Source organism: Oceanibaculum pacificum (genome assembly GCF_001618175.1).
GTDB lineage: Bacteria > Pseudomonadota > Alphaproteobacteria > Oceanibaculales > Oceanibaculaceae > Oceanibaculum > Oceanibaculum pacificum.
Window position 1 is genome coordinate 21,909 of record NZ_LPXN01000100.1, and the last position, 23,667, is coordinate 45,575.

The following is a 23,667-nucleotide window of genomic DNA, read 5'->3' on the forward strand; positions in this document are numbered from 1 at the left end:
TACGATTTTATTGGGGGATGAGCCAAAGAAGCGAGGTAGCGCCGCTATGCTTGCCACATGGCTGTTCGACAGATTGATCAAGCTCGGTGATCTGACGATTATCGATGCAACAGGCCGGTCGTACCGTTTTCAGGCAACCGAAAGCCCGAAGGTGACGATCCGCATAACCGATCCCGGCCTGCATTGGAAAGTCTTCCGCAACCCCCAGCTCGCCGTCGGCGAAGCCTATATGGATGGCAAGCTGGTCATCGAGGAAGGCACGCTGGAGGAGTTTCTGGCGATTGGCGTGAGCAGCCTGCGCGCCAGCCACAGCGATGGAATGCTGGAGGTGCTGACCCGGCTGCGATCCCTGCTGGCCTCGTTCAGCGACTTCAACCCGGTCGGCTATGCCAAGCGCCAGGTCGCCCATCATTACGATCTGGATGGCCGGCTGTTCGACCTGTTCCTCGATTCGGACCGGCAATATTCCTGCGCCTATTTCGCCAAGCCGGAGGATTCGCTGGAGGTCGCCCAGCGCCGCAAGAAACTGCATCTGGCCGCCAAGCTGCTGATGCAGCCGGGGCACGCGGTGCTGGATATCGGCTCAGGCTGGGGCGGTCTCGGCCTGACATTGGCGGAGACCGACGGCGTGACGGTCACCGGCATCACCTTGTCGGAGGAGCAGCACAAGGTCTCCAACCAGCGGGCCGAGGCGGCGGGCATGGCTGACCGGGCCTCCTTTCATCTGCGCGACTACCGGCACGAGCGGGCGAAATATGACCGCGTCGTCTCGGTCGGCATGCTGGAGCATGTCGGCAAGCCGCATTACCGCACCTTCTTCCGGCGCGTCGCCGACCTGCTGAAGGATAATGGCGTGGCGGTGATCCACTCGGTCGGGCGTTTCGATCATCCGGGGCCGGTGAATGCCTGGATCCGGAAATATATCTTCCCCGGCTCCTATGTGCCGACTTTGTCGGAGGTCACCAAGCCGATCGAGCAATCCAACCTGTTCATCACCGACATCGAGATTCTGCGCGTCCATTACGCCGAGACGCTGCTGGCCTGGCGGAAGAATTTCTATCGCAATATCGACAAGGTGCGCGAAATCTATGATGAGCGATTCTGCCGGATGTGGGAATTCTACCTGGCGGCCTGCGAGATTGGCTTCCGCAGCGGCGAATTGATGGTATTTCAAATCCAGCTCTCGAAGCAGATGGACGCCGTGCCGTTGACCAGGGACTACATTGCCGAATTCGAAGCCGCGCATACCGTGGCGGAGACGCCGAAACGCCTGCATCGCATTTCGTGACCCAGGACGACATCGCCCACCCCCGGCTGCGGGAACTCTTTGCCTATTGGGATCGCATGCGGGCCGGCCGGTCGATGCCGGCCCGCCTCGATCTCGACCCGCTGGATATCCCCAGCCTGCTACCGAACCTGATTCTGATCGATGTCGAGCGGGGCGACGAGCCGGCGGCGATGCGCTTTCGCTTCCGGCTATACGGCACCGATGTGTGCGCCATTCGCGGCGCCGACCTGACCGGGCGCTATATCGACGAGCCCGGCATCACCTATCTGCGCGACGCCGCCATCCTGTCCTACAAGAAGATCGTGGCGGAACGGACGCCGGTTTACGAAAGCCATCCGTTTCCGCTGAATGCCGCCTATCCCGGCTATGTCGGGGCATATCATCGCCTGGTCCTGCCGCTGTCCGGCGACGGCGCGCAGGTCGACATGCTGTTGATCGGCTTCTATCGCGAGCTTCCCGCCAATCCTTGAGATCAAGCCCCGAGGTTTTCCGCCGCCGTTAACCCTCGATTAACACTCCTCCCCTATTCTGCTTTCATGTCCGTAAAATCATATCGCTCGCGCGAATTCATCGTCTCCGAAATTGAGGCGCACCAGCAATGGCTGGCCGGCGCGGCCGGCGCTCATCCTGCCGATCTGGGTGGGGTCAATCTGTTCGGCATGGATTTGGCCGGCTTGAAGCTGGCTGGCTGCAACTTGACCGGTGCGGGGCTGCAGGGCGTCAATCTGCGCCATGCCGACCTGTCCGGCGCCGACCTGACCGGCGCGGACATGACCGCCGCGATCCTGGAATCGGCGACCTTCAAGAAGGCAAAGCTGGCGGACAGCAAGATCGCCGGCGCGGATTTCTCCGGCAGCGACCTGCGCGGCGCGGATTTCAGCCGCGCGCGCTGCGGCGCGGACATGCCCGGCGCACGCTTCGAGGGCGCGCGGCTACAAAGCGCCAACCTCAGCAATGCCGACCTGACGGGCGCCAGGCTGGGCCGCGCCGACCTGACCGGCGCGCGGCTGGTCGGCACCCTGCTGCGCGGCGCCGACCTCAGCGCCGCCACTTTGCGCAATGCCGACCTGACCGATTCGAACCTGTCGGGCGCGAACCTGACCGGCACCATCCTGAACGCCGCCAACCTGACCAATATCCGCCTGGATGGCGCGACGCTCACCGGCGCGCGGCTGGTTGGCGTCACCCTGTCGGACGGGGCGCTGGACAATGTCGACAGCAGCGCCGCCCTGTTCGCCTTCCCGCTCAGCGCGTTCGACCTGGAAATCCGCCGCATGCTGTTCGACCATGACCGCTGGGTGACCAGCGGCGGCGCGCGCGGCGCGCGGGCCGAGCTTGACGGCGTCAGCCTGGTCGACGCCGATTTGCGCGGCTTCAACCTCAGCGGTGCGGTGATGCGCGCGGCCATCCTGCGCGGCGCGCTGCTGAACGGGGCGCTGCTGGTGCTGGCCGACCTGTCCGGGGCCGATCTCAGCGAAGCCAGCCTGGCGAAGGCGAATTTATCCGGCGCGCGGCTGCAGGGCGCCAGCCTGGTGAATGCCGACCTGACCGGCGCGCTGCTGGGGGCGGCCCCCATCCTCTCCCCCGAGGGCCGGCCCACCGGTCGCGTGCAGCGCACCGTGCTGGACGGCTCCGACCTGACCGACGCGCTGCTGCCGGAAGACAGCCCGGCCGACGCATCGGCCGCCCGGCCCCCGCTGACCTGAGGCGCGCGCCAGCCTACGGCTTCGGCTGCTTCTTCTCGTAATAGCTCAGCAACAGGGTCCGCTGCGCGGCATCGAGCAGCCACCAGCGCGCCGCCAGCTCGCCCTTCTCGTCGATCCGGCTTACCACCGCCATGCCGTGGAAGCGCACCTCGCCGTCGCGGTCGTGAATGTCGCGTATGACGATATCCACCGTCACCTTCTGGCCGGCGATCAGCGCCCCGTTATAGGGCCGGATGCAAAAGCCGGTGGGTGTCCAGTTGCTCAAGGGATAATCGTGCCGGTCGATGCGGACATAGGCATCCCCGCGCGGGCGCAGCCTGTGGAAGCCGCGCCGCTCGATCACCTCCTTGAACCGGTTGCCGATCCTGCCGAACACTTGTCTTAACGCCTCTAGGTCGTCGAACGGGGACTTACGCATGTCCTTGGAATTCCCTCATCTTAGAGCGTGAGCGTTAAGTTTTCCTAAAATACAGCATAATATTCTTCTTGGCATCGCCTCGTCTTTGCCCGAGTTATCAGCGATGATTTCAGGGAGGCTAGGGTGATCGCCGCCTGGGTCTCCGCCACGTAACGGAAACGGATCGCGCATGCGGATTGCCATTGTCGGGGCGGGCTTCACCGGCAGCCTGGCCGCGGCCCTGCTGCTGCGGCGCAGCCGCCGCCCCGGACTTGTCCAGCTTATCGACAGGCGCGGCCATTTCGGTCCTGGCCTGGCTTATTCAACCGGCAATGCCTCCCACCTGCTGAATGTCCGCGCCGGCAATATGAGCGCGCTGGCAGACGATCCCGACCATTTCCTGCGCTGGCTGGAGGAGCGCCACGCGGCCGGCGAGGCGCCGGACATCGAATGGGCCGGGGCCCAAAGCTTCGCCACCCGCACGCTCTATGGCCGGTATCTGCAGGATGTGCTGGCCGAATCCCGACGCGAGGCCGCGGCAGCCGGCGGGCCGGGGCTTGAGACGGTCTATGGCGATGTCGTCCGGGTCGAGCCACTGACGGCCGGCGGCGTGCGGCTGCATTTCGCCAACGGCCAGACCGGCGAGGCGGACCGCGCGCTGCTCTGCCTCGGCAATTTTCCGCCGATCATTCCCGTCGCCGATCTGACCGACCCGGCGCTGGCGGCCGCCTATATCGACGATCCCTGGCGGCCCGGCGCGCTGAGCAAGATCGGCGCGAGCGATGCCGTGGCGATCATCGGCAGCGGCCTCACCATGGTCGATATAGCCTTGCTGCTGGAGGATCAGGGCCATACCGGCCCGGTCACCGCCTTGTCGCGGCGCGGCTTCCTGCCGTTCGAACATGCGCCGGCGACGCCGGCGCCGGCCCCCGAGACGCTCCTGACGCCGCCGGTGACCGCCGCCGGCCTGCTGCGCGGGGTGCGCCGCCAGATGGACGACGGCGGCAATTGGCGCGGCGTGATCGACGGGCTGCGGCCGATCACCCAGGCGCTCTGGCAGGCGATGAGCGTGGCGGAACGCCGGCGCTTCATGCGCCATCTGCGGCCCTGGTGGGAGGTGCGGCGACACCGCATGGCCCCCTCGGTCGCGAACCGGCTGTCGGGCCTGATCGAGGCCGGGCGGCTGGCCGTCGCCGCTGGCAGGGTCGAGGAAATCGCCGCGCGCGGCGGGCGGATCGATCTGCGCTACCAGCCGCGCGCCGGCCGCCAGGGCAGCGGCAGCGGCCCGACCACGCTGACAATCGACTGGATCGTCAATTGCACCGGCCCGCAATGCGACTATGCGCGCATTGCCGATCCGCTGGTGAAGGATATACTAGCGACCGGCCTGGCCCGCCCCGATCCGCTGCGCCTGGGGCTGGATGTCACGCCCGACTGCCGGCTGATCGGCCGCGATGGGCGGCCCAGCCCGTCGCTTCTCGGCCTCGGCCCGGTCACCCGCGGCGATTTCTGGGAGATCACCGCCGTGCCCGACATCCGCGTGCAGGTCAATGGCGTGGTCGACGGCCTGCTCGCTTCAGCTGACTGAGCGGCGAATAGACGCAATCCGCGAAGGGTTGTTGGTACACGAACGGTATGATAGGCAGATTCCATGCTGCGAAAACTGATGACTTTCTTCCAGCCCGACGAATCGGGCGCCGCGTCCCGTCCGGGTAATACGCTGCATCTGGCGGCCGCCGGCCTGCTGGTCGAGGCGGCGACGGCCGATGACAGCTATGGCGCGACCGAGCGGGCGACCATCGCCACGCTGTGCCGCGAACGCTTCGGGCTGAGCGCGGCGGAGGCCGAGGAGCTGGTGGCCGAGGCCGAGGAACAGGCCAAAGACACGAACGAGCTGTACGGCTTCACCCGCACGGTGCGCGAGCAGATGCCGCCGGAAGAGCGGGTGCAGATCATCGAGATGCTGTGGGAGCTGGTCTACGCCGACGGCACCCTGCACGATTACGAGGCCAACCTGCTGCGCCGCATCTGCGGGCTGATCTACGTGCCGGACCGGGACAGCGGTGCCGCGCGCAAGCGGGCGATGGCGAAGTTGGGGCTGGCGGACGCATGACCCGCCGGAAGATAGAGAACGCTAGGCGGAGTGGATCATGACCTATGTGGTGACCGAGGCTTGCATCAAGTGCAAGTACATGGATTGCGTGGAAGTCTGTCCGGTGGACTGCTTCTACGAAGGCGAAAACATGCTGGTCATCCATCCGGACGAATGCATCGATTGCGGTGTCTGCGAGCCGGAATGCCCGCCCGAGGCGATCATCCCCGACAGCGAGCAGACGGCCGAGGCCTGGCTTGAGGTCAATCGCGACTATGCCGACAAATGGCCGAACATCACCCGCAAGGGCGAAACGCCGCCCGACGCCGACAAGTACAAGGGCGTGGACGGCAAGTTCGAGAAATTCTTCTCCGACAAGCCCGGCAAAAGCTGAATCGGTTTTCTTGGCGTCGCGTGCACCGCGCCCTCCGCAAGGAAGGCGCGGCATTTGCCGTTCTTCTGACGCATAGGCGGTTTGCGCGACTCGGCTACCCATAAAAGGCTTTTTGTGTTAAAGTTTTTTGGTGGTGCGGACTCTGTTCTCCCACACTGCCTAAAAATTTCCAGTTATCAACCCGTTGTGGGGATGTATCGGGCAGCGGCGTTCTGGCGTCGCGAAGGGCTGGACCTTCGTTTGTTTTGCTGGGGCGTACGTTAATGAAAGGACGTTAGACGACGATGTCCAAGAAAATCGAGTTCAACACGGGCGAGTTCGTGGTGTACCCGTCTCACGGTGTCGGCCAGATCGTCGGCCGCGAGACCCAGACCATCGCCGGGTCGGAGTTGCAGGTTTTCGTGATCGACTTCGAGAAGGACCGGATGACGCTGCGCGTCCCGGTCGCCAAGGCCGGCACCTCCGGCCTGCGGGCGCTGAGCAGCAAGAAGCAGATGCAGACCGCGCTGGCCAAGCTGAAAGGCCGCAGCCGGGTGCGCCGCACCATGTGGAGCCGGCGGGCCCAGGAATACGAAGCCAAGATCAATTCCGGCGATCCCGCCTCGATCGCCGAGGTGGTGCGCGACCTGCATCGCAGCGCCGCGCAGCCCGACCAGTCCTACAGCGAGCGCCAGATGTACCAGGCCGCGCTGGACCGGCTGGCGCGGGAATTCGCCGCCATCGAAAGCATCGATCTGGAAGCGGCCGCGCAGCGGCTTGAGGAGATGATGAGCGCCGCCTGATCCGGAATTTTGGATCATTTAGTGGTTTTGCGCGTTTAAACCCTCAATAGGGGGTGGTCCCTAGCAGAAATGCGATGGCGCCACCCCTTTTCTTTTTGTCTAATCTGCGGCACCGTTCAGGGACTCCCCGACGCGCGGAAGGAACCCGCCCTGCCCATCATGCTCCGTATCCAGCCCCGCAATGGCGCCAGCCGCCATGAGTGACGACCGGGAGAAGTTCGCCGTGCTGCGCGCCGGCACGCGCTTCTGGGCGGTCGCGGCGATCCATGGCGAGGCGGAGCGGCTGATGCGGCTGCACGATCTGCTGGCCCCGCGACTGGTGGATGGCGACCGGCTGGTCTATCTCGGCAATCTGATCGGCCATGGCACACGCATCGCCGAGACGATGGACGAGTTGCTGCGCTTCCGCATCGGCTTCCTGGCCCGACCGCGCGTTTTCGCCGCCGACGTCGCCTATCTGCGCGGCAACCAGGAAGAAATGTGGGACAAGCTGTTGCAGCTGCAATTCGCGCCCAGCCCGCCGGAGGTGCTGGGCTGGATGCTGCGCCAGGGGCTGGAAGGCACCCTCGCGGCCTATGGCAGTTCGACGGCCGAGGCGATGGGCGTCGCCCGCCAGGGTGCGGTGGCGATCTCCCGCTGGACCGGCCAGCTGCGCGCCCGCATGCAGGCCCATGGCGGCCATGCCCGGCTGCTGAGCGGCTTGAAGCGCGCCGCCTATAGCGAGGCCGGGGGGCTGTTGTTCGTGAATGCCGGCATCGACCCCGCCCGCCCGTTGACCGCGCAAAGCGACAGCTTCTGGTGGGGTGGCGGCAGCTTCGGGCGCATCGCCAGCCCCTATGCCGGCTTTACCCGGGTGGTGCGCGGCTTCGACCCCTCGCATGGCGGGGCGGCCGAAGGCGAATTCACCGCCACGATCGATGCCGGCTGCGGCTTCGGCGGCCCGCTGGCGGCGGCCTGCTTCGACGAGCAGGGCGCCTTGCTCGACTGGATCGAGGCCTGACCGACGGGCGGAATATCCAACTTCCGTAAAAATTTCACAGCGTCCCGTGATCTGAACCCGCGTCCGGCGCGTATCCCCTTATGAGAAGCCGTTTTGACGTACCGGTCGATTGAACCGGACGCCTGATGCATCGACAGGGGATGCCGTTCATGGCCTATATCGACGACCCGGAGACTCAGCGCGCCAACCTCACCTTTATCCGCACCTCCATGAAGGAGCCGCTGCTCAGCCGCGAGCACGAGCAAGATTTGGCGATCCGCTGGCGCGACGCCCATGACGAAAAAGCCCTGCACGAACTGGTCCGCTCCTACACCCGCCTGGTCATCGCCACCGCCTCGCGCTTCCGCAATTACGGTCTCCCCATGGGCGATCTGGTGCAGGAGGGCAATGTCGGTCTGATGCAGGCCGCCGCCCGTTTCGAGCCGGACCGCGACGTGCGCTTCTCGACCTACGCCACCTGGTGGATTCGCTCGGCGATTCAGGATTACATCCTGCGCAACTGGTCGATCGTGCGCACCGGCACCACGGCGGCGCAGAAATCGCTGTTCTTCAACCTCCGCCGGCTGCGCGCCAAGATCAACGACATCAATGCCGGCGCCATGACCCAGGATGCCAGGCTGAAGGTGGCCACCGAATTGCGGGTCAGCCTGCAGGAGGTCGAGGCGATGGAAATGCGCCTGGGCGGGTCCGACCAGTCGCTGAACGCGCCGATTGCCGAAACCGGCGACGATAGCTGGCAGGATTTCCTGCCCGACCAGCGCCCGACGCCGGAAATGGTCGTCACCGGCCTGCGCGATTCCGTCAGCCGGTCCCGCTGGCTGGCCGAAGCCTTGTCCGACCTGTCGCCGCGCGAACGCGTCATCATCGAGCGCCGCCGACTGGTCGACGAAGGCGCCACGCTGGAGGAGCTGGGCCGCGAGCTCGGCGTCTCCAAGGAACGGGTTCGCCAGCTTGAGAACCGCGCCATGAACAAGCTGCGCGTCTCCATGCTGCGCAATGTCGGCAAGCCGGACGAGTTGTTTATCGAAGAGTAGGACCAGCCTCCTGCAAACAGCCTTGGGGCGTCTTCGGACGCCCCTTCTTTTTAGGTCGCGAACACCCGCTGAAAATGCTTCAAGCCGCCGGGGCTGAAGCTGACGATCCGGCTGTCCGGCAGGCGGCGGGCCCAGCCCAGCGCATAGATCCGGTCCAGCAGGGCCGCCCCCAGCGCGCCCGCCAGATGGCTGCGCCGCGCGCTCCAATCCAGGCAGCTTTTGCACAAGGGGCGGCGGGACGATGTCGCCAGAATTCCCGGGTCGATGCCGAACTCCATGGTGAAATCCTGGCCGGCAGGCGTCAGCGACAGATTCTCCCCCTGCTCCGCGATCAGCCCGCGCCGCACCAGCCCATCCAGCATCGCCACGCCGAGGTCGCCGGCCAGATGGTCGTAACAGACCCGCGCCTGGCGCAGCGCCGGTTCCTTCGGGCCGGTGCGGGTGCGCTGATGGCCGGCGCGGATCGCCAGGCCCATCAGCCCTTCCAGCACCTGCGCCACATCGCTGCCGGACAGGGCGAAATAGCGATGCCTTCCCTGCCGGCGCACGGTGAGCAGCCCGCCCGCCTCCAACTTCGCCAGATGTGTGCTGGCGGTCTGCGCCGTCACCCCGGCCTGGGCGGCCAGCTCGCCGGCGGTCAGGGCCTGGCCGCCCATCAGCGCGGTCAGCATGTTGGCGCGCGCCGGATCGCCAAGCAGCGAGGCGATGAGGGCTATATCGGGTCCGGCTTTCATAATTCGACGATAACCGAAGCATGGGCGTCGAACAAGCGGCTATCTTCCCCTCCTCCGCAACCGCCCATGGGAAGAAACGATGACCGTTACCTGCTGTATCCGCTATGTGATCGACCCGTTCCAGCGCGACGCATTCGAGGAGTATGCCCGCAACTGGCTGCGCATCATCCCGGCCTGCGGCGGCGATCTGCTGGGCTATTTCCTGCCGCATGAGGGAACGAACAATATCGCGCTGGCGATGATCTCCTTCGACAGCCTGGCCGCCTACGAGGCCTATCGCGCGCGGCTGAAGGCCGACCCGGAAGGCGCCGCCAATTTCCGCCTGGCGCAGGAGAAGCGCTTCATCCTCAGCGAGGAGCGGACCTTCCTGGCGCCTGTGCAGGCCGCCCGATGATCGCGGTGATCTTCGAAGTCGAGCCGGCGGCTGGAAAGCGGCTCGACTATCTCGACCGCGCCGCCGATCTGCGGCCGCTGCTGGACGGCATCGACGGCTTTCTCTCCATCGAGCGGTTCCAGAGCCTGGCCAACCCGAACAAGCTGCTGTCGCTGTCCTTCTGGCGCGACGAGGCGGCGGTGATCGAATGGCGGCGGCTGGAGGCGCATCGTGACGCTCAGGCGGCCGGCCGGGGCGGCGTCTTCGCCGATTACCGGCTGCGCGTGGCCGCCGTCATGCGCGACTACGGCATGACCCGCCGCGCCGAAACGCCGCCCGATCTACGGGCGGCGCATGGCGGGTGACGGCTACTGAGTGACCAGCTTCAGCAGCGAGCCTGTCGGCGGCATCTGGCCCGCCGGCAGGCCGTTCAGCACGGTGAAACGCTCCAGCTGGAACGGCCCGGCCGGCATCCTGGCGGCGACGCTCTGCTGGGTATCGCCCGCGCGGGTGCGGTACAACGCAATGCGCTCAGGACGCACATTGCCGGCTTCCGACGCGTTCAGGCGGCGGAAGCTGTAAGTGGTTTGCTGCAAACCGGCGGAAAGCTGCTGGGTCTGCTGCGGCGGGGTGACGAACAGGAAGCGGTAGAAGGTGCCTTCGCCGCCGGCGATGGCCACCAGCCGCACATCGGCCGGGCCGCGGTTAGTGTTGGCGCGCACCGAAGCGGTGGCGGCGTTCATGCCGTTCACCTGAATCTGCTCGACGCTGGAAACCTGCAGGCTCTGCCCCCAGGCCGCCAGATAGTCGCGGGCGCTGGGGCTGCCTTGCGGCTTGTCCATGTCGAACACGATGGTCGCCCCGTTCGGGCCGGTCGCCTGCACCTGGGTCTGGCCGTTCACCAGGGTGTAGCCCTCCGGCACGGTGAAGCGGAACCGCAGATCCGGATGGATGAATTCCTGGCCGCGCACGACGCCCTGGGCCGGGTTGTCGCCATAGAGCATGCCGTCGATGCTTTGCAGGTGCTCCTCATGGCCGATGCGGGCGTCCGGCGCGGCGGTGACGCCGGCCGCCTGGCGCGCCGCCTCCACCCGGTCCACGGTACGCGGATGGGTCGCCATGATGTTGGTCTGGTCGACCACGTCCGGCGACTTGCCGGCAAGCTGCGCCTGCAGGCGGGAATGCTGGTCCAGCTTGTACAGGAAGCTGGCCATCGCGTTCGGCTGATAGCCGGCGCGCGTCAGATAACGCACGCCCAGCGTGTCAGCCTCGAATTCCTGGCTGCGCGAATAGCTTTGCAGATAGGCCTGCGCCCCATAGCCGGCCACGCCGGCCAGCTCGTTCGAGCCGGTCAGCACGCCCAGCAGCGCCACGCCGACATTGGCCACCGTGCCCTGGCTGTAGCGCTCTGCCGAATGGCGGGCGGTGACATGGCCGATCTCATGCGCCATCACGCCGGCCAGCTCGGCCTCGGAATCCGCCAGCGCCAGCAGGCCGCGCGTCACATAGACATAGCCGCCGGGCAGCGCGAAGGCGTTGACGATGGGCGAATCCAGCACGGTGAAGGTGAAGGCCAGGTCCGGCATCTCGGAATGCTGCGCCAGCGACTGGCCCAGCCGGTTCACATAACCGGTCACCTGCTGGTTGTCGTACGGCCCGCCGAACTGCGCCATGACCTGGCTGTGCTGTTCCTTGCCGACCTGCCGTTCCTGCTGCGGCGACATCAGCCCGGCGAACTGCTGCTCGCCGGTCGCCGGATTGGTCGAGCAGGCAGGCAGGGCGGCGGTCAGCGCCAGCAGCGAAACGGCCGAGAGCAGCCTGACGAGACGGGAGATGGGTCGGGGGGTGGGGCGGCGGGATCGCATGGTCATTCCTGAAGCACCTCTATTTGTTCCGGATGCGTCGCTTCTATTGCTGGCCCGTTAAACGATTTGAGCCAGCCTCTGATCCGGATTTTTTTGCCCGACAGCGCAATCGGGTCGACTCCCGCCCGCTCGAACAGCCCGAGCGCGCGGTTATCGAGCGTGACGGTGAAATCAGACCGCCAATCTTGGTCGAAATTAAGGTAAGCGCGATTGCCCCTGCGCTCGGCCGCCACGACGCGCCCTTCAACAAGCTGGAAACTGTCGATGAATTGACCCGCTTCGCCATGGTCCAGCACGCGGTAATAGGGCTGTCCCCATATGCCGCGCTCCGCCGCGCGGGCCTCACGCTCCAGCGCCAGCATCTCAGCCACCAGGGCGCGATTGTCGGGAAAGCTGTAGACCCGCGCCAGGCCGCGACGCAGCATCTCGCCCTGAATCCACAGCCCGTCCTCGGCCCGGTGCAGATGCGCCAGCAACCGTCCGTGCCGGTCCTGCCGCGCCCCGCCATAGGACAGCGTCAGGCGGCGATTCAGCGCCAGCTCGGCCAGCGCCGCCTTCGCCTCCTCGGCCAACGGCCAGGGCTGGAAATTGCGCCGGCCCAGCGGCAGCTTCGGCGCTTGCAGCCCGACCAGCCGCACCTCGCGCCCGGTTTCCAGCATCAGCGTATCGCCATCGACGATGGCGACGACCGCCGCCGCCCCATCGCGCACCAGCGCGGCATGGGCGGGCAGCGGCAACAGCAGCAAGATCAGCAGGGCCAGACGCATCCTCATGCCCGAGACATGCGGCAAAGCGCGGCCGAAGGCAATCCCCGGCCCGGCGCAAGCCGTCAAGGACATACCGCCTTTGCTTCGAGCGGCCGCCCCTTGACGGGCGGTTCCGGGCGGCGTCCCATCGGGGTTGTTGTCGCAATGAGGTGCCGCCATGCCGCTCGGCCAGGATATTCCGCTCTATCCCGAGATCGACCCGTTCGAGAACGGCACCCTGTCGGTGGGCGGCGGGCATGTGATCTATTGGGAGCAGAGCGGCCGGACGGACGGCATCCCGGTCGTTTTCCTGCATGGCGGCCCGGGTTCCGGCGCGACGCCGGCGCATCGCCGCTTCTTCGACCCGGCGATCTATCGCATCGTCATCCTGGATCAGCGCGGCGCCGGCCGTTCCGCGCCGCTGGGCAGCCTGGTCGACAACAAAACGGCGCATCTGATCGACGATCTGGAGGTGCTGCGCCAGCAATTGCGCATCGAACGCTGGCTGCTGTTCGGCGGCTCCTGGGGCTCGACGCTGGCGCTGGCCTATGGCCTGGCCCATCCGGAGCGCTGCCTGGGCTTCGTGCTGCGCGGCATCTTTCTCGGCCGGCCGGCGGAGATCGACTGGTTCCTCTACGGCATGCGCACCATCTATCCGGAGGCCTGGACGAAATTCGCCGATTTCCTGCCGCCCGGCGAACGCGGCGACCTGCTGGCCGGCTATCACCGGCGGCTGGCCGACGCCGACCCGGCAGTGCATCTGCCGGCGGCGCGGGCCTGGAGCGTCTATGAGGGCTCCTGCTCCACCCTGCTGCCGCATCCAGAGCTGGTCGGCAGCTTCGCCGAGGACCGGCACGCCCTGGGCATGGCCCGGATCGAGGCGCATTACTTCCGCAATGGCTGCTTCATCGACGGCGACGAGATGCTGCGCCGGATCGACCGTATCCGCCTGCTACCGGCGATCATCGTGCAGGGTCGCTACGATATCGTCTGCCCGATCGTCACCGCCGACGCGCTGGCCGCCGCCTGGCCGGAAGCGGAATACCGCATCGTCCCCGATGCCGGCCATTCGGCGATGGAGCCCGGCATCCGCTCCGCCCTGATTGCCGCCACGCGATCGATGACCAATCGGTTCGCCTGAAAGAGGGAGCGGCCTTCCCTCTTCTGCTCGCTTGCGCGAAGGGAAGAGCTGAGTAAAGATACCGCACATTCAAGGTGTTGGCTGCCAGCAGGGACAGAAATCCGGGGGGACGGATAGGCAGCCGCGGTAAGAGAGGGGGCAGACGTGAAGCAGGGCTTATCGCGTAAATTACTGATGCGCGGCGCGCATGTCGCCGCGGTTATCGCCGGCATTCTACTCGCTCATGGCGGCGTGCAGCGGGCGCAGGCCGAGGAACCGGCCTTCCTAGCCCTGTCCGGCGGCGTGTACGATGCCCTCGACGACGATACCGCCGGGGAATTCCGGGCGGAGTATCGCTTCGCCGAGGCCGACAAGCTGTGGCTCTTCACGCCCTTCCTGGGCGTCATGGTGACGACCGACAAGGCGGCCTATGCCTATGCCGGGCTGGGCCTGGACATCCTGCTGACCGAGCGGCTGATCCTGACGCCGAGCCTGGCTCTCGGCGCCTATCACGATGGCGACGGCAAGAATCTCGGCCATACGCTGGAATTTCGCACCGGGGTGGAACTGGCCTACCGCTTCGCGGATCGTTCGCGGCTGGGCCTCGGCCTCCACCACATTTCGAACGCCGGCCTGGGCAACCATAATTCCGGCGCCGAATCGGCGGTGCTGACCTACGCCATCCCGACCGACGCGATCTTCGGCCGCTGAGGGATCGCCTCAGCCAGAATAGTCCAGCGGCAGGGCGGTGGTGTACTTGATCGTCTCCATGGCGAAGCTGGAGCTGACGTCGGTAAGCTGGGCGCGCAGGATCAGCCGCTTGTAGAACGCGTCATAGGCCGCGATGTCGGGCACCGCCACGCGCAGCAGATAATCGATCTCGCCGCTCATCCTGTAGAATTCGATCACCTCGGGAAAGTCGCTGACGGCGCGGGCGAAATGGTCCAGCCAGTCGGCATCGTGCCGCGCCGTCTTCACCGCCACGAACACGGTGACGGCGACATTCAGCTTCTCCGGATCAAGCAGCGCCACCCGGCCCCGGATCACGCCGGCTTCCTCCAGCCGCTGAATCCGCCGCCAGCAGGGCGAGGCGGACAGCCCGACCTGCTGTGCTATCTCCGCCAGCGGCAGCGAGGCGTCGGCCTGCAGAACGGCAAGGATTCGCAGATCAATCTCATCAAGGGAAATATTTTGCTTCATACTCCTTATTATGAAGAAATTTTTTCTGCCGTCACGCTGAAAGCCCACGAAATTAGCAAAACCTTTCGCCGTGAAGGGTCTTATCCTGAATAGGTCTTCAAGCCATCGGGAGTATGACCATGCAGCGATTGTTCAACGAGCATCCGGCCTCGGTCGGCGAAAGCTATACCGAGCATATGGGCACCGCCTGGTCGTTTTCCGGGCGGATGCTGACGGCGGGGCTCGCCTGCTTCGTGCATGGCATCTTCCCCTTCCTGTTCGTGAAGACCGGCTCGCAGGCGATCACCGAGCTGCATGACCGGATGGTGACCCATCGCCGCCGTGCCGAATCAGCGGTTGGCGCCCCTAGCGTCCCTCAAGCAGCCGAATAATCAGCCGGCGACGGCCCGCGCCAGGGCCGCGCGCGCCAGCAGCCGGGTGGAATCTAGCACCGGCAACGGCGAATTTCCCTCGTTCATGATCAGCGGTATCTCCGTGCAGCCCAGCACGACGGCGTCGCAGCCCGCGCGGCGCATCCGCTCCATCACCCGCTGGAAATAGGCGATGGCCGACGGCTCGAACCGGCCATAGACCAGCTCCTCCATGATGATCCGCGCGATCTCGTCGCGCTCCGCCTCGCTCGGCCGCAGCCAGTCCAGCCCGTGCGCCGCCAGGCGCTGCGGATAGACCTCGCTGTCGACCAACCAGCGCGTGCCGGTGAGGCCCAGCCGGCGGTAGCCCTGGCTGGCGGCGTGGGTGGCGACCGTTTCGGCGATATGCAGCCAGGGCAAGGGGGAGCGCGGCGCCACCAGATCGAAAGCCTGATGGATGGTATTGTCCGGGCAGATCAGGAAATCGGCGCCGGTCCGCGCCAATTTCTCCGCCGAATCCAGCATCAGCGACGCCACGCCTGCGCGGTCGCCGCGTTCCAGGCAGGCGACATAACGGTCCAGCGAGGGGGTATGCATCGAGATTTCCGGATGGGCGTGCGGGCCCAGCAGCGCCGAGCCTTCCGCGCACAGCGTGCGGTAGCACAAGGCCGCGCCTTCGGCGGAACAGCCGACAATGCCGATATGCAAGGGCATGGCATAGCTTCCGTTGCGGATGGGATTGCACATGATCGCCCAGCCGCCGGCAAAAAAGAAGGGCCAGCCGGTTGGGCTGGCCCTGTCAGGTCGAGGGGCTAGGGAAAATCAGGCGTGGGCGGCGTTGCCCGGCGCGGTGCGGACGGTGCGGCGGTGGTCGTCGATCGCCTTCAACGCTTCCGCCGTGCCGATCAGCAGGGCGAGGCCGACGAGGCTGACCAGCCCCTGGGTAAGCAGCGAGCCATCGACCTCCCGCAGCACCGCATAGCCGGTGAAGGACAGGGCGATGCCCAGAGCGAAGACCGGCAGGCTGTGCTGCCCGGTGACGATCAGCGGCTGGATGTAGCGGCTGCGCAGCAGGGTTGCGTTGGCCGGCAACCAGCGGCTGGCCAGATAGGCGGTCGCCAGGAAGTGCAGCAGGCGCAGCACATCGAGATTGGTCTTGCTGATCGGGTGGATCAGCCCGTGCACCGCCTGCGGCAGGGCCGGCACCAGGGACGGCGTATAGTAAGTCATCGCCAGATACAGGCCGAAGACCGCATAGGCGACGGCGGCGATGGTCAGCGGGCGGGCATAACGGTCCGAGAGCCGGCCGATGACCGCGCGGTTCAGGCTGACGTAGGCCCCCAGCATGAACAGGAACTGCCAAGCGAAGGGGTTGAAGTACCACACACCGCCCGGATGCACCGGCAGGTTCAGCTCGAACTGCCAGGCGGCCAGCCACAGCGCGGCGGACGCGGCGATGGTGACGAGCGGCCGGCGCATCATCGCCCACAGCGCGGCCGGGAAGACCAGCAGCAGCACGATATAGAGCGGCAGCACATCCATGTTCAGCGGCCGGAAGGTCAGCAGCAGGCTGTTCAGCAGCCCGGCCTGCGGATCGGCCATCAGGGTGAGGATGTTGCTATAGGCCAGAATGTTGATGTTGGCGGTGCGCTGGAACAGCCAGATCGCCTCGACCGCCAGCACCAGCAGCAGCAGGATATGCACGCCATAGACCTCGCCGGCGCGATGCAGGATACGCCCCGCCGCCGCCTTGAAGCCATCGCGGTTCATCCGCTTGCCATAGGCCAGAGCCGCGGCATAGCCGGAGATGAAGACGAATATCTCCGTCGCGTCGCTGATGCCGAAATGCTTGTTGGTGATCCAGGAGAAATCGTTGCCCGGAATATGGTTCAGGAAGATGAACAGCAGCGCCAGGCCGCGAAACAGGTCCAGCCGGTAATCCCGCTGCGAACCCTGCATTTCCTTGCTGGTGACGATCATCGCTCTTCTCCCCGCCAATCCGGTGAGAAGAAACTAAGCCTGGAACGATGATGTCAGTAGCCGGCAATATCGGCACTCATCGTTCTAAATTCGGAACGATGAGTGCCGTCTGAAAGAAGCGGCCGGCTACTCCGCGCTGGGGGTGTAGCGGGCGCGGGCGCCGCGCTCGATGGCGGCGGCGACAAGGCGGTCGACATTGATGCGATGGCGCAGGATTTCCAGCATCCGCAGCTCTTCCTGGCTCGCCTTGCCGTCGGACGCGACGACGTCGCAGGCAACGGCATAGGCGGTTTCGCGCAGGCGCGGCGGCAGCCCGTCCTTTATCAGGTCGAGCGCCGTATCCAGGCCATTCTCCGCCTGCAACAGCTCGCCGCAGCTGCTGGCGATGTTCGGCAGATTATTCAGGTCGAAATCGCGGAACACCGGCAAATGCGTGACGATTTCGGTGATGGTGTCGAACTCGGCGTCGGTCATGTCCGAATCGGAGGCCGAAACCAGGACCATGACATAGACCAGGGCGGTGTGGTGGGAGATCATTCGAGGCTTTCAGGGTGGCTACGGAGTTTCTACAGAAGCAAATACCGCAACAGACCGTGGCGGCAATATGGCGTCGCCACCATGCCGCACCCTGAAACCGAAGAGGAAGGAAGGAATGGTGCCGGTGGAGGGATTTGAACCCCCGGCCACCCGCTTACGAAGCGGATGCTCTACCGCTGAGCTACACCGGCGCCAAGGCGGCGGACATTAGCGGCAAGAGGGCTGTTCCGCAAGCCCTCCTGGCCGGGAAAATATCCGGGCCTCCTTCAGGCCGCTGGCCGGGGCGGTTGACCGGCGATCGGCGGCTCGATAACCGCCAGCGGCCCCTTCTCCTTGCCCACCGGCCCGGCATCGGCGGTCGCGGCGGAGTCCGCCTCGACCGGCAGGGCGGCGGCACGCGGCGGCGTGCGCCATTCCTGGCTGTCGAAGGCGGTGCAATTGCCGCATACCGCCGTCCAGACTTCCGCCTGTGCGCCGCAGGACCCGCAGATCCAGGCCGGATCGGGATCGGCCGCGGCGGCCTTGGCCAGCCAGTCGCGCACCCGCGCCGCATCGCCATATTCGGCATCGGCCACGGCGGCCATCAGCCGGTAGGCGCGCGCGGTGGCCCCGCTCTGCGGCCCGGCGGCGATCGCCTTGTCGAGATGCGCCCGCGCCTCGCCCCAAAGTTGCGCGGCCAGCGCCGCCTCGGCCACGGCAATCAGGCTTTCGACATGGGTGGGGGATATCTGCTCCAGCTTCTGGAACCGGCGCATGCGCTGCAACGCGCTCTCGCCCGGCCAGCATTGGTCGTACAGCCGCGCCAGCTCGGGATGCGGGGCGCGGGCCCAGACCGTCTCGATCAGCTTGGCCGCGCGCTTATGCTTGCCGGCCTCGATCAGCAGCCTGGCCTCAATGGCGGCGGCCGGCACGAAATCGGGCATCGCCGCATGGGCGCGCTTGGCATGCTCCATCGCCGCCGCCATGTCGCCGGCGGCGATGGCGGCGCGGCTGCGCTCCACCAGCAGGGCGGCGCGATGGCTGTTGGCGGCCGGCGCCGGCAGCGCCTTGGTCTGGGCCGATTCGCGAATCGTACCCAGCGCCTCATCCCAGCGCCGGTCCTTCACCTGCAAATCGAGCAGCGTGCTCAAGACCCACGGCGTATCCGGGCGGATCTTGTGGGCGCGCTTCACCAGCGCCAGGGCCTGGGCGCGGTCGCCCTTGCGCATCGCCTGGGTCAGCAGCCCGCGCAGGCCCAGAAACTCGGTCTCCGGGCGCTTCAGCATGGCGGTGAAATAGCGCTCGGCGGCCTCGTCGTCGCCATTCAGCTGGGCGGCCTGCGCCGACAGCAGCATGGTCAGCGGCGGGTCTTCCAGCAGTGAATCGGCCTTGCGCGCAAGGCGCTTGGCCTCCTCCGGATCGCCGGCGGCGACCGCCACCATGCCCTGGGTCAGCGCCAGATAGCCCTGGCGGCGCTTCTTCTCCGCCCGGCGGCGCATATAGGCGATGGGCGAGCCGAGCAACGCGCCATAGACCCGGAACAAGCCGGTCAGCAGCAGGGCCACGATCAGCAGCAGCACCACCAGCAGGCCGAAGGAAGTATCCAGCCGGTAGCCCTGCCAGTCGATGCGCACCGTGCCCGGATGTTCGGCCAGCCAGACCGCCGCCGCGATCAGCAGCGCCAGCTTGACGGCGAAGAAGACGGCCCACCTCACGGCTTGGCCCCCCCGGCAACGGGGCTGCCGGCCGATTGCGACAAGTTGGCCACCGCATGGCTGCGCAGCCGCGCCAGGGCGTCGTTCACGGCCAGCCGGGCGCGGGCATCTTCCATCCAGGGGGCGACCGCCTCGGCGGCCGGGCCTTGCAGCGCGGCCATCTCCGACACGGCGGCGGCAAGGTCATGGCGCTCCAGCGCCTCCTCGGCCCGCGCGGTGCGGGCCTCCACCGTCTCGCCCTCGACCTGGCCGGTGCGGCGCAGGGAGACGAGGCCGGCGATACGATTCAGCGTCTCGCCGACGACGCTCTGGCTCTCCCCCGCCCGCTCGGCCCGCACGGCGGCGGCGGCGATGTCGGGGAAACGGTCGGCCAGCACGGCAATGGTCGGCACCCCGGCGGCGGCATGGTTCTTCAGGACACTCAGTTCCTCCTCCAGGCCGCTCTCCGCGCCGACAAGCCGGGCAATCGCCGCCATCTCGGTCTCGTAGGCGGCCCCCTGCTGCATCGGCGTGGCGAGCTGGGCGACCGCCAGCATCAGCGCCTCGCGACGGCCATCCAGCGCGGCCGCCTTGGCGACGCCCTCGCGCAGCACGCCGATCTCCTCGCGCAGGCGGCCCAGCTCGGCCGGGTCGGCGCGCGGCATCTCGGCCAGCGCCGTCTCCAGCGCCCGCTGCCGGCCGCGCAGCTCTTCCAGCCCGCCGGCCTGCGCCGCTTCGGACACTTGCTTGATCTCGGCCTCCAGCGCGTCCAGGCGTTCGCTCAACGGGCCGGCATCGACCGCCCCGCCGCTGCCGCTGCCGCCGCCCTCGGACGCCAGCATGCTGCGCACCATACCGATTTCCTCGGACAGGGCGGTCTGGCGCTCCTCCAGCCGGGCGATGCGGCCTTCCAGCGCGGCGATCTGATCGCTACCGGCGGCGGGGCGCTGGGTCTGCTGTTCCAGCGCGGCGACACGCTCGGCCAGGGGCGACACACGATCTTCCTGGGCCGCGCCCAGGGTCGGCAGGGTGATGCCAAGCTGGCTGAGATAGGGCTGCACCGCCGGCCGCCACAACGGCAGCGTGCCAACGGCGACGATCGCCAGCACGACCAGCGCCAGCAGGCCATAGCCATAACGCCTGGCGCTGCCGGGGCGCTTCTGCGCCGGCGTAGACGTGGAGGGGGAAGCGGAGGGGGACGCGGATGAGGGCGGCGTCTTCGCCTCCGGCTTGGCCGACGCGGCGGCCGTGGCGCTGGCGGCGCTGGCCGCGCCGGTCTTCGGCGCATCCGGTTTGGCGGCGGGCTTCGCGGCGCCGCTGCTCGGCCCAGGCTTATTGGGCCCAGAATTATTGGAACCAGAATTATTGGAACCAGGATTATTGGGCCCGGTCTTTTTGCCGTCGCTGGCGTCGGTCATCGGCTGGTCCGTGGATTTCGGCTGCGGGGAATCGGCTGGCGGGGCTGGTTTCGCGGTCGCATCGGCCTCTCCCTCCGCCTGTTCATGCGGGATCAACGTATCGAGCGCCGCAACGATCCCGTCCTGCGTCGGCGTCGCGGCGATTTTCACGCTACGCCAGGGCAGCGCCCGGCAGGCATCGGCCACCGCCTGACTGATCGCCACCGCGTGCAGGCGGCTGAGCGGCGTTGTCAGGCCGGCCGACTGGGCCAGCCTAGCAAAGGTCTCCGCCGTGCGGGGAGAGAAAAACAGAACGGCGTCGAGCCGGCCGCGCTTCAGCGCCGCCAGCGTGCCGGGGCTGATGGCCCCCGCCGGCCGGGCCTCATACAGCGTCACGCGGTGGATGGTGAAGCCGGCGGCCTCCAGCAAACCGGTCAGGTCGCCCGCCACGATCTCCCCGGCGGCATGCAGCAGCGGCCCGGCGACCGGGCTCAACCGGGATTTGACCAGCGCCGCCAGATCCTCGACCGCGCCCTCGGCGCTCTCGACCCGGGTGAAGCCCAGCGCGCGCACCGCTTCCGCCGTGGCGTCGCCCACCGCCAGCACCGGCAGGTCGCGTCGTTCGGTCAGGGCCGGCAGGCGGACCGCGCCATTGGCGGAGGTGACCAGAATGGCCTGGACGCTGGCGATATCGACCGGCAACGGGCCGGGATCGCGCGGCACGATGTCGAGCATCGGCTCGACCCGGCATTCCATTCCACGGTCGCCCAGGCGCTTCGCCAGCGCTTCGGACTCGGGCTTCGGCCGGGTGAGCAGGACACGCATCAGCCGCTCTCCAATATCCGGAAGAATTCAGACCCGGCGCTCTCGCGCAGCGCCTGGCCGGCCGCGCGCCCGATGGCGGCGGCGTCGGACGCAGCACCCTCGCGGGTGACGTCATGGCGCTGCGTGCCGTCGGGCAGCACGATCAGACCGTACAGCGTCAGCCGGTCGCCGGCCAGCTTCGCCAGCGCGGCGATGGGGGTGCGACAGGAGCCGTCCAGCTCCGCCAGCATCGCCCGCTCGGCGGTAACGCGCGTCGCGGACTCGCCATGGTTCAGCGGGGCGAGATAGGCGGCGATGCGGGCATCGGCCGCCCGCCGCTCGACGCCGATGGCCCCCTGGGCGACGGCGGGCAGCATGATGGAGGCGGGAATCGCCGCCATGCCCGCCGGTTCTATCGCCAGTCGATGCAATCCCGCCATGGCCAGTAATGTGGCGTCGACATCGCCATTGTCCAACTTGCGCAGCCGGGTGCCGACATTGCCGCGAAACGGAACCACCGTCAGATCCGGCCGCCGGCTGAGAATCAGCGCCTGCCGGCGCAGCGAGGAGGTGCCGACCACGCTGCCCGCCGGCAGATCGTCGATGCCGGCCGCCTTGGTCGAGATGAAGGCGTCTCGCGGGTCCTCGCGCTCCAGGATGCAGTCGATGACGAGGCCGTCGGGCAGAATTGTCGGCACGTCCTTCATGGAGTGCACGGCGATGTCGATGCTAGTGTCCAGCATCGACTCCTCGATCTCCTTGGTGAACAGGCCCTTGCCACCCAGCTCGGCCAGCGGGCGATCCTGCACCCTGTCGCCGGTAGTGCTGATGACGACGATCTCGATCGCGTCGGGATCGCGCAGCTCTTCATGGGCGGCGGCGAGGCGCGCCTTCACTTCGCTGGCCTGGGCAAGCGCAAGCTGGCTGCCGCGCGTGCCGATGCGGATGAGGCTTTTCTTCTGCATGGTGACGCCACAGATAGACGGATGAGCCGGAGAAGGAAAGCCCGTTGGAGGCTTTTGCCGGCTCCGCTATGGTGCGCGCCATGATCGTCCTGGGAATCGAGACAAGCTGCGACGAGACCGCTGCCGCCATCGTGACGGCGGATCGGCGCATCCTTGCCAACGTCGTGCTGTCGCAGCTCGACGAGCACCGCCCCTATGGCGGCGTGGTGCCGGAGATCGCCGCGCGCGCGCATCTCGACCATATCGACCGGCTGGTGGCCGAGGCGATGGCGGAGGCCGGCCTGGGCTTCGCCGATCTCGACGGCGTCGCCGCGACCGGCGGGCCGGGGCTGATCGGCGGCATCATCGTCGGCGTGATGACGGCGAAATCCATCGCCGCCGTACATGGCAAGCCGTTCGTCGCGGTCAATCATCTGGAAGGCCATGCGCTGACCGCCCGGCTGACCGACGATGTCGCCTTCCCCTATCTGCTGCTGCTGGTTTCCGGCGGGCACTGCCAGTTGCTGCTGGTCGAGGGCGTGGGCGGCTACACGCTGCTCGGCTCCACCATCGACGACGCGGTGGGCGAGGCGTTCGACAAGACAGCCAAGATGCTGGGCCTGCCCTATCCCGGCGGCCCGGCGCTGGAACGCGCGGCGGCGGGCGGGGACGCGGCCCGCTTCGCGCTGCCCCGACCGATGCTGGGCCGGCCGGGCTGCGACTTCTCCTTCTCCGGGCTGAAGACCGCCGTGCGGCAAAAGGTTGAGCAGATGCCCCGGCCACTGCCCGAAGCGGCGCTGGCCGACCTTGCCGCCGGCTTCCAGACTGCCGTCTGCGAAAGCCTGGCCGGCCGCTGCCGCAACGCGCTGAAGCAGCTCTCGGTCTCGCACCCGCAGGTGCGGACCATGGTGGTGGCCGGCGGCGTCGCCGCCAACCAGGCTATCCGCACCGCCCTGACCGGCCTGTGCGCCGATTTCGACTATCGGTTCGTCGCCCCGCCGATGAAGCTGTGCACCGACAATGCCGCGATGATCGCCTGGGCCGGCATCGAAAAGCTGCGCCTGGGCGAGACCGCCCCCCTGACCTTCGCCCCCCGCCCCCGCTGGCCCCTCGACCCCGACGCCGTGACCACCCAGGTCCGGGCGACCGAGCGGGTGTAGATAATTCCCTCGCCCCGGCAAGGAAGGGGGAAGGGGCGGCTCTACCCCTGTCAGCGCCCTTCCCAGCATCTCCCTCTCCCCTTCCGGGGCG

Annotated in this window: 26 protein-coding genes and 1 tRNA gene; 15 read left to right on the forward strand and 12 right to left on the reverse strand. The window is 67.2% G+C overall.

Going from position 1 to position 23,667, the window contains the following annotated elements:
• Positions 1-46: 46 nt before the first annotated feature.
• The 3 genes from AUP43_RS08370 (at position 47) to AUP43_RS08380 (ending at position 2,994) form a co-directional block, all read left to right on the forward strand.
• On the forward strand, positions 47-1,288 hold the full coding sequence (locus AUP43_RS08370; RefSeq protein ID WP_067555080.1) for an SAM-dependent methyltransferase: 1,242 nt from the start codon (positions 47-49) through the stop codon (positions 1,286-1,288).
• Positions 1,285-1,758 carry a PAS domain-containing protein gene (locus AUP43_RS08375; protein WP_067555083.1) on the forward strand — a complete coding sequence of 158 codons (474 nt, stop codon included), beginning with the start codon at positions 1,285-1,287 and terminating at the stop codon, positions 1,756-1,758. The genes AUP43_RS08370 and AUP43_RS08375 overlap by 4 nt, the downstream gene beginning before the upstream one ends.
• A 66-nt stretch (positions 1,759-1,824) precedes the next feature.
• Positions 1,825-2,994 carry a pentapeptide repeat-containing protein gene (locus AUP43_RS08380; protein WP_067555086.1) on the forward strand — a complete coding sequence of 390 codons (1,170 nt, stop codon included), beginning with the start codon at positions 1,825-1,827 and terminating at the stop codon, positions 2,992-2,994.
• A 13-nt stretch (positions 2,995-3,007) separates the two neighbouring features.
• On the opposite strand, the gene AUP43_RS08385 is transcribed toward AUP43_RS08380, so the two are convergent.
• Positions 3,008-3,412 carry a hypothetical protein gene (locus AUP43_RS08385; RefSeq protein ID WP_157089279.1) on the reverse strand — a complete coding sequence of 135 codons (405 nt, stop codon included), beginning with the start codon at positions 3,410-3,412 and terminating at the stop codon, positions 3,008-3,010.
• 169 nt (positions 3,413-3,581) lie between these two features.
• Here AUP43_RS08385 and AUP43_RS08390 point away from each other — a divergent pair, with 169 nt between their 5' ends.
• The 6 genes from AUP43_RS08390 (at position 3,582) to AUP43_RS08415 (ending at position 8,693) form a co-directional block, all read left to right on the forward strand.
• The gene (locus AUP43_RS08390) at positions 3,582-4,979 is read left to right on the forward strand and encodes an FAD/NAD(P)-binding protein (protein WP_067555091.1); all 1,398 of its coding nucleotides are present in this window, start codon (positions 3,582-3,584) and stop codon (positions 4,977-4,979) included.
• A 63-nt stretch (positions 4,980-5,042) separates the two neighbouring features.
• Entirely contained in the window at positions 5,043-5,504 is a 462-nt protein-coding gene (locus AUP43_RS08395; protein ID WP_084462657.1) for a tellurite resistance TerB family protein, read from the forward strand.
• 37 nt (positions 5,505-5,541) lie between these two features.
• Positions 5,542-5,877, forward strand: a complete 336-nt coding sequence (gene fdxA / locus AUP43_RS08400) for a ferredoxin FdxA (protein ID WP_067555097.1) — start codon at positions 5,542-5,544, stop codon at positions 5,875-5,877.
• A gap of 284 nt (positions 5,878-6,161) precedes the next feature.
• Positions 6,162-6,659 carry a CarD family transcriptional regulator gene (locus AUP43_RS08405; protein ID WP_067555102.1) on the forward strand — a complete coding sequence of 166 codons (498 nt, stop codon included), beginning with the start codon at positions 6,162-6,164 and terminating at the stop codon, positions 6,657-6,659.
• Positions 6,660-6,855: 196 nt separating this feature from the next.
• A complete protein-coding gene (locus AUP43_RS08410; protein ID WP_157089280.1) occupies positions 6,856-7,659 on the forward strand; it encodes a metallophosphoesterase family protein in 804 nt (267 codons plus the stop codon).
• Between the two features lie 149 nt (positions 7,660-7,808).
• Positions 7,809-8,693, forward strand: coding sequence for an RNA polymerase factor sigma-32 (locus AUP43_RS08415; RefSeq protein ID WP_067555108.1), 885 nt, complete (start codon positions 7,809-7,811; stop codon positions 8,691-8,693).
• Positions 8,694-8,743: 50 nt separating this feature from the next.
• Here AUP43_RS08415 and AUP43_RS08420 read toward each other — a convergent pair whose 3' ends face one another.
• Positions 8,744-9,427: an ArsR/SmtB family transcription factor gene (locus AUP43_RS08420; RefSeq protein WP_067555111.1), complete on the reverse strand. Its 684-nt coding sequence runs from the start codon at positions 9,425-9,427 to the stop codon at positions 8,744-8,746.
• Positions 9,428-9,506: 79 nt separating this feature from the next.
• On the opposite strand from AUP43_RS08420, the gene AUP43_RS08425 reads away from it, so the two are divergent.
• Both AUP43_RS08425 and AUP43_RS08430 read left to right on the forward strand, forming a co-directional pair.
• Positions 9,507-9,821 carry an NIPSNAP family protein gene (locus AUP43_RS08425; RefSeq protein ID WP_067555114.1) on the forward strand — a complete coding sequence of 105 codons (315 nt, stop codon included), beginning with the start codon at positions 9,507-9,509 and terminating at the stop codon, positions 9,819-9,821.
• Positions 9,818-10,165, forward strand: coding sequence for an antibiotic biosynthesis monooxygenase family protein (locus tag AUP43_RS08430; RefSeq protein ID WP_067555117.1), 348 nt, complete (start codon positions 9,818-9,820; stop codon positions 10,163-10,165). The genes AUP43_RS08425 and AUP43_RS08430 overlap by 4 nt, the downstream gene beginning before the upstream one ends.
• 3 nt (positions 10,166-10,168) lie before the next feature.
• Here AUP43_RS08430 and AUP43_RS08435 read toward each other — a convergent pair whose 3' ends face one another.
• Both AUP43_RS08435 and AUP43_RS08440 read right to left on the reverse strand, forming a co-directional pair.
• Positions 10,169-11,671, reverse strand: a complete 1,503-nt coding sequence (locus AUP43_RS08435) for a M48 family metalloprotease (protein ID WP_232314936.1) — start codon at positions 11,669-11,671, stop codon at positions 10,169-10,171.
• Complete coding sequence (locus AUP43_RS08440; protein WP_067555151.1) at positions 11,668-12,438, reverse strand: thermonuclease family protein; 771 nt, start codon at positions 12,436-12,438, stop codon at positions 11,668-11,670. The genes AUP43_RS08435 and AUP43_RS08440 overlap by 4 nt, the downstream gene beginning before the upstream one ends.
• A gap of 151 nt (positions 12,439-12,589) precedes the next feature.
• On the opposite strand from AUP43_RS08440, the gene pip reads away from it, so the two are divergent.
• Together pip and AUP43_RS08450 are read left to right on the forward strand one after the other, a co-directional pair.
• A complete protein-coding gene (gene pip, locus AUP43_RS08445) occupies positions 12,590-13,552 on the forward strand; it encodes a prolyl aminopeptidase (protein WP_067555123.1) in 963 nt (320 codons plus the stop codon).
• Positions 13,553-13,696: 144 nt separating this feature from the next.
• Positions 13,697-14,242, forward strand: a complete 546-nt coding sequence (locus AUP43_RS08450; RefSeq protein WP_232314938.1) for an acyloxyacyl hydrolase — start codon at positions 13,697-13,699, stop codon at positions 14,240-14,242.
• Positions 14,243-14,251: 9 nt separating this feature from the next.
• Here AUP43_RS08450 and AUP43_RS08455 read toward each other — a convergent pair whose 3' ends face one another.
• Positions 14,252-14,731: an Lrp/AsnC family transcriptional regulator gene (locus AUP43_RS08455; RefSeq protein WP_067555128.1), complete on the reverse strand. Its 480-nt coding sequence runs from the start codon at positions 14,729-14,731 to the stop codon at positions 14,252-14,254.
• 119 nt (positions 14,732-14,850) lie between these two features.
• On the opposite strand from AUP43_RS08455, the gene AUP43_RS08460 reads away from it, so the two are divergent.
• Entirely contained in the window at positions 14,851-15,102 is a 252-nt protein-coding gene (locus AUP43_RS08460; RefSeq protein ID WP_157089281.1) for a DUF6356 family protein, read from the forward strand.
• Here AUP43_RS08460 and AUP43_RS08465 read toward each other — a convergent pair whose 3' ends face one another.
• From AUP43_RS08465 to hemC, 7 genes are all read right to left on the reverse strand, one after another.
• Positions 15,103-15,795, reverse strand: coding sequence for an aspartate/glutamate racemase family protein (locus AUP43_RS08465; protein WP_067555153.1), 693 nt, complete (start codon positions 15,793-15,795; stop codon positions 15,103-15,105).
• 108 nt (positions 15,796-15,903) lie between these two features.
• Positions 15,904-17,061 carry an OpgC family protein gene (locus AUP43_RS08470; protein WP_067555134.1) on the reverse strand — a complete coding sequence of 386 codons (1,158 nt, stop codon included), beginning with the start codon at positions 17,059-17,061 and terminating at the stop codon, positions 15,904-15,906.
• A 126-nt stretch (positions 17,062-17,187) separates the two neighbouring features.
• On the reverse strand, positions 17,188-17,598 hold the full coding sequence (locus AUP43_RS08475; protein ID WP_067555137.1) for a tellurite resistance TerB family protein: 411 nt from the start codon (positions 17,596-17,598) through the stop codon (positions 17,188-17,190).
• Positions 17,599-17,714: 116 nt separating this feature from the next.
• A tRNA-Thr gene (locus AUP43_RS08480) sits at positions 17,715-17,789 on the reverse strand.
• A 75-nt stretch (positions 17,790-17,864) separates the two neighbouring features.
• Positions 17,865-19,292 carry a heme biosynthesis protein HemY gene (locus AUP43_RS08485; RefSeq protein WP_067555140.1) on the reverse strand — a complete coding sequence of 476 codons (1,428 nt, stop codon included), beginning with the start codon at positions 19,290-19,292 and terminating at the stop codon, positions 17,865-17,867.
• On the reverse strand, positions 19,289-21,493 hold the full coding sequence (locus AUP43_RS18960; protein ID WP_157089282.1) for a uroporphyrinogen-III synthase: 2,205 nt from the start codon (positions 21,491-21,493) through the stop codon (positions 19,289-19,291). The genes AUP43_RS08485 and AUP43_RS18960 overlap by 4 nt, the downstream gene beginning before the upstream one ends.
• Positions 21,493-22,437, reverse strand: a complete 945-nt coding sequence (hemC, locus tag AUP43_RS08495; RefSeq protein WP_067555143.1) for a hydroxymethylbilane synthase — start codon at positions 22,435-22,437, stop codon at positions 21,493-21,495. The genes AUP43_RS18960 and hemC overlap by 1 nt, the downstream gene beginning before the upstream one ends.
• Before the next feature lie 80 nt (positions 22,438-22,517).
• On the opposite strand from hemC, the gene tsaD reads away from it, so the two are divergent.
• Entirely contained in the window at positions 22,518-23,576 is a 1,059-nt protein-coding gene (gene tsaD, locus AUP43_RS08500) for a tRNA (adenosine(37)-N6)-threonylcarbamoyltransferase complex transferase subunit TsaD (RefSeq protein ID WP_067555156.1), read from the forward strand.
• The last annotated feature ends 91 nt before the right edge of the window (positions 23,577-23,667 follow it).

Coding starts and splice junctions, on each gene's coding strand:
- AUP43_RS08370 (WP_067555080.1), top strand. CDS start 47: ATGCTTGCCACATGGCTGTTCGACAGATTGATCAAGCTCGGTGATCTG.
- AUP43_RS08380 (WP_067555086.1), top strand. CDS start 1,825: ATGTCCGTAAAATCATATCGCTCGCGCGAATTCATCGTCTCCGAAATT.
- AUP43_RS08385 (WP_157089279.1), bottom strand. CDS start 3,412: ATGCGTAAGTCCCCGTTCGACGACCTAGAGGCGTTAAGACAAGTGTTC.
- AUP43_RS08390 (WP_067555091.1), top strand. CDS start 3,582: ATGCGGATTGCCATTGTCGGGGCGGGCTTCACCGGCAGCCTGGCCGCG.
- AUP43_RS08395 (WP_084462657.1), top strand. CDS start 5,043: ATGCTGCGAAAACTGATGACTTTCTTCCAGCCCGACGAATCGGGCGCC.
- fdxA (WP_067555097.1), top strand. CDS start 5,542: ATGACCTATGTGGTGACCGAGGCTTGCATCAAGTGCAAGTACATGGAT.
- AUP43_RS08405 (WP_067555102.1), top strand. CDS start 6,162: ATGTCCAAGAAAATCGAGTTCAACACGGGCGAGTTCGTGGTGTACCCG.
- AUP43_RS08410 (WP_157089280.1), top strand. CDS start 6,856: ATGAGTGACGACCGGGAGAAGTTCGCCGTGCTGCGCGCCGGCACGCGC.
- AUP43_RS08415 (WP_067555108.1), top strand. CDS start 7,809: ATGGCCTATATCGACGACCCGGAGACTCAGCGCGCCAACCTCACCTTT.
- AUP43_RS08420 (WP_067555111.1), bottom strand. CDS start 9,427: ATGAAAGCCGGACCCGATATAGCCCTCATCGCCTCGCTGCTTGGCGAT.
- AUP43_RS08425 (WP_067555114.1), top strand. CDS start 9,507: ATGACCGTTACCTGCTGTATCCGCTATGTGATCGACCCGTTCCAGCGC.
- AUP43_RS08430 (WP_067555117.1), top strand. CDS start 9,818: ATGATCGCGGTGATCTTCGAAGTCGAGCCGGCGGCTGGAAAGCGGCTC.
- AUP43_RS08435 (WP_232314936.1), bottom strand. CDS start 11,671: ATGACCATGCGATCCCGCCGCCCCACCCCCCGACCCATCTCCCGTCTC.
- AUP43_RS08440 (WP_067555151.1), bottom strand. CDS start 12,438: ATGAGGATGCGTCTGGCCCTGCTGATCTTGCTGCTGTTGCCGCTGCCC.
- pip (WP_067555123.1), top strand. CDS start 12,590: ATGCCGCTCGGCCAGGATATTCCGCTCTATCCCGAGATCGACCCGTTC.
- AUP43_RS08455 (WP_067555128.1), bottom strand. CDS start 14,731: ATGAAGCAAAATATTTCCCTTGATGAGATTGATCTGCGAATCCTTGCC.
- AUP43_RS08460 (WP_157089281.1), top strand. CDS start 14,851: ATGCAGCGATTGTTCAACGAGCATCCGGCCTCGGTCGGCGAAAGCTAT.
- AUP43_RS08465 (WP_067555153.1), bottom strand. CDS start 15,795: ATGCCCTTGCATATCGGCATTGTCGGCTGTTCCGCCGAAGGCGCGGCC.
- AUP43_RS08470 (WP_067555134.1), bottom strand. CDS start 17,061: ATGATCGTCACCAGCAAGGAAATGCAGGGTTCGCAGCGGGATTACCGG.
- AUP43_RS08475 (WP_067555137.1), bottom strand. CDS start 17,598: ATGATCTCCCACCACACCGCCCTGGTCTATGTCATGGTCCTGGTTTCG.
- AUP43_RS18960 (WP_157089282.1), bottom strand. CDS start 21,493: ATGCGTGTCCTGCTCACCCGGCCGAAGCCCGAGTCCGAAGCGCTGGCG.
- hemC (WP_067555143.1), bottom strand. CDS start 22,437: ATGCAGAAGAAAAGCCTCATCCGCATCGGCACGCGCGGCAGCCAGCTT.
- tsaD (WP_067555156.1), top strand. CDS start 22,518: ATGATCGTCCTGGGAATCGAGACAAGCTGCGACGAGACCGCTGCCGCC.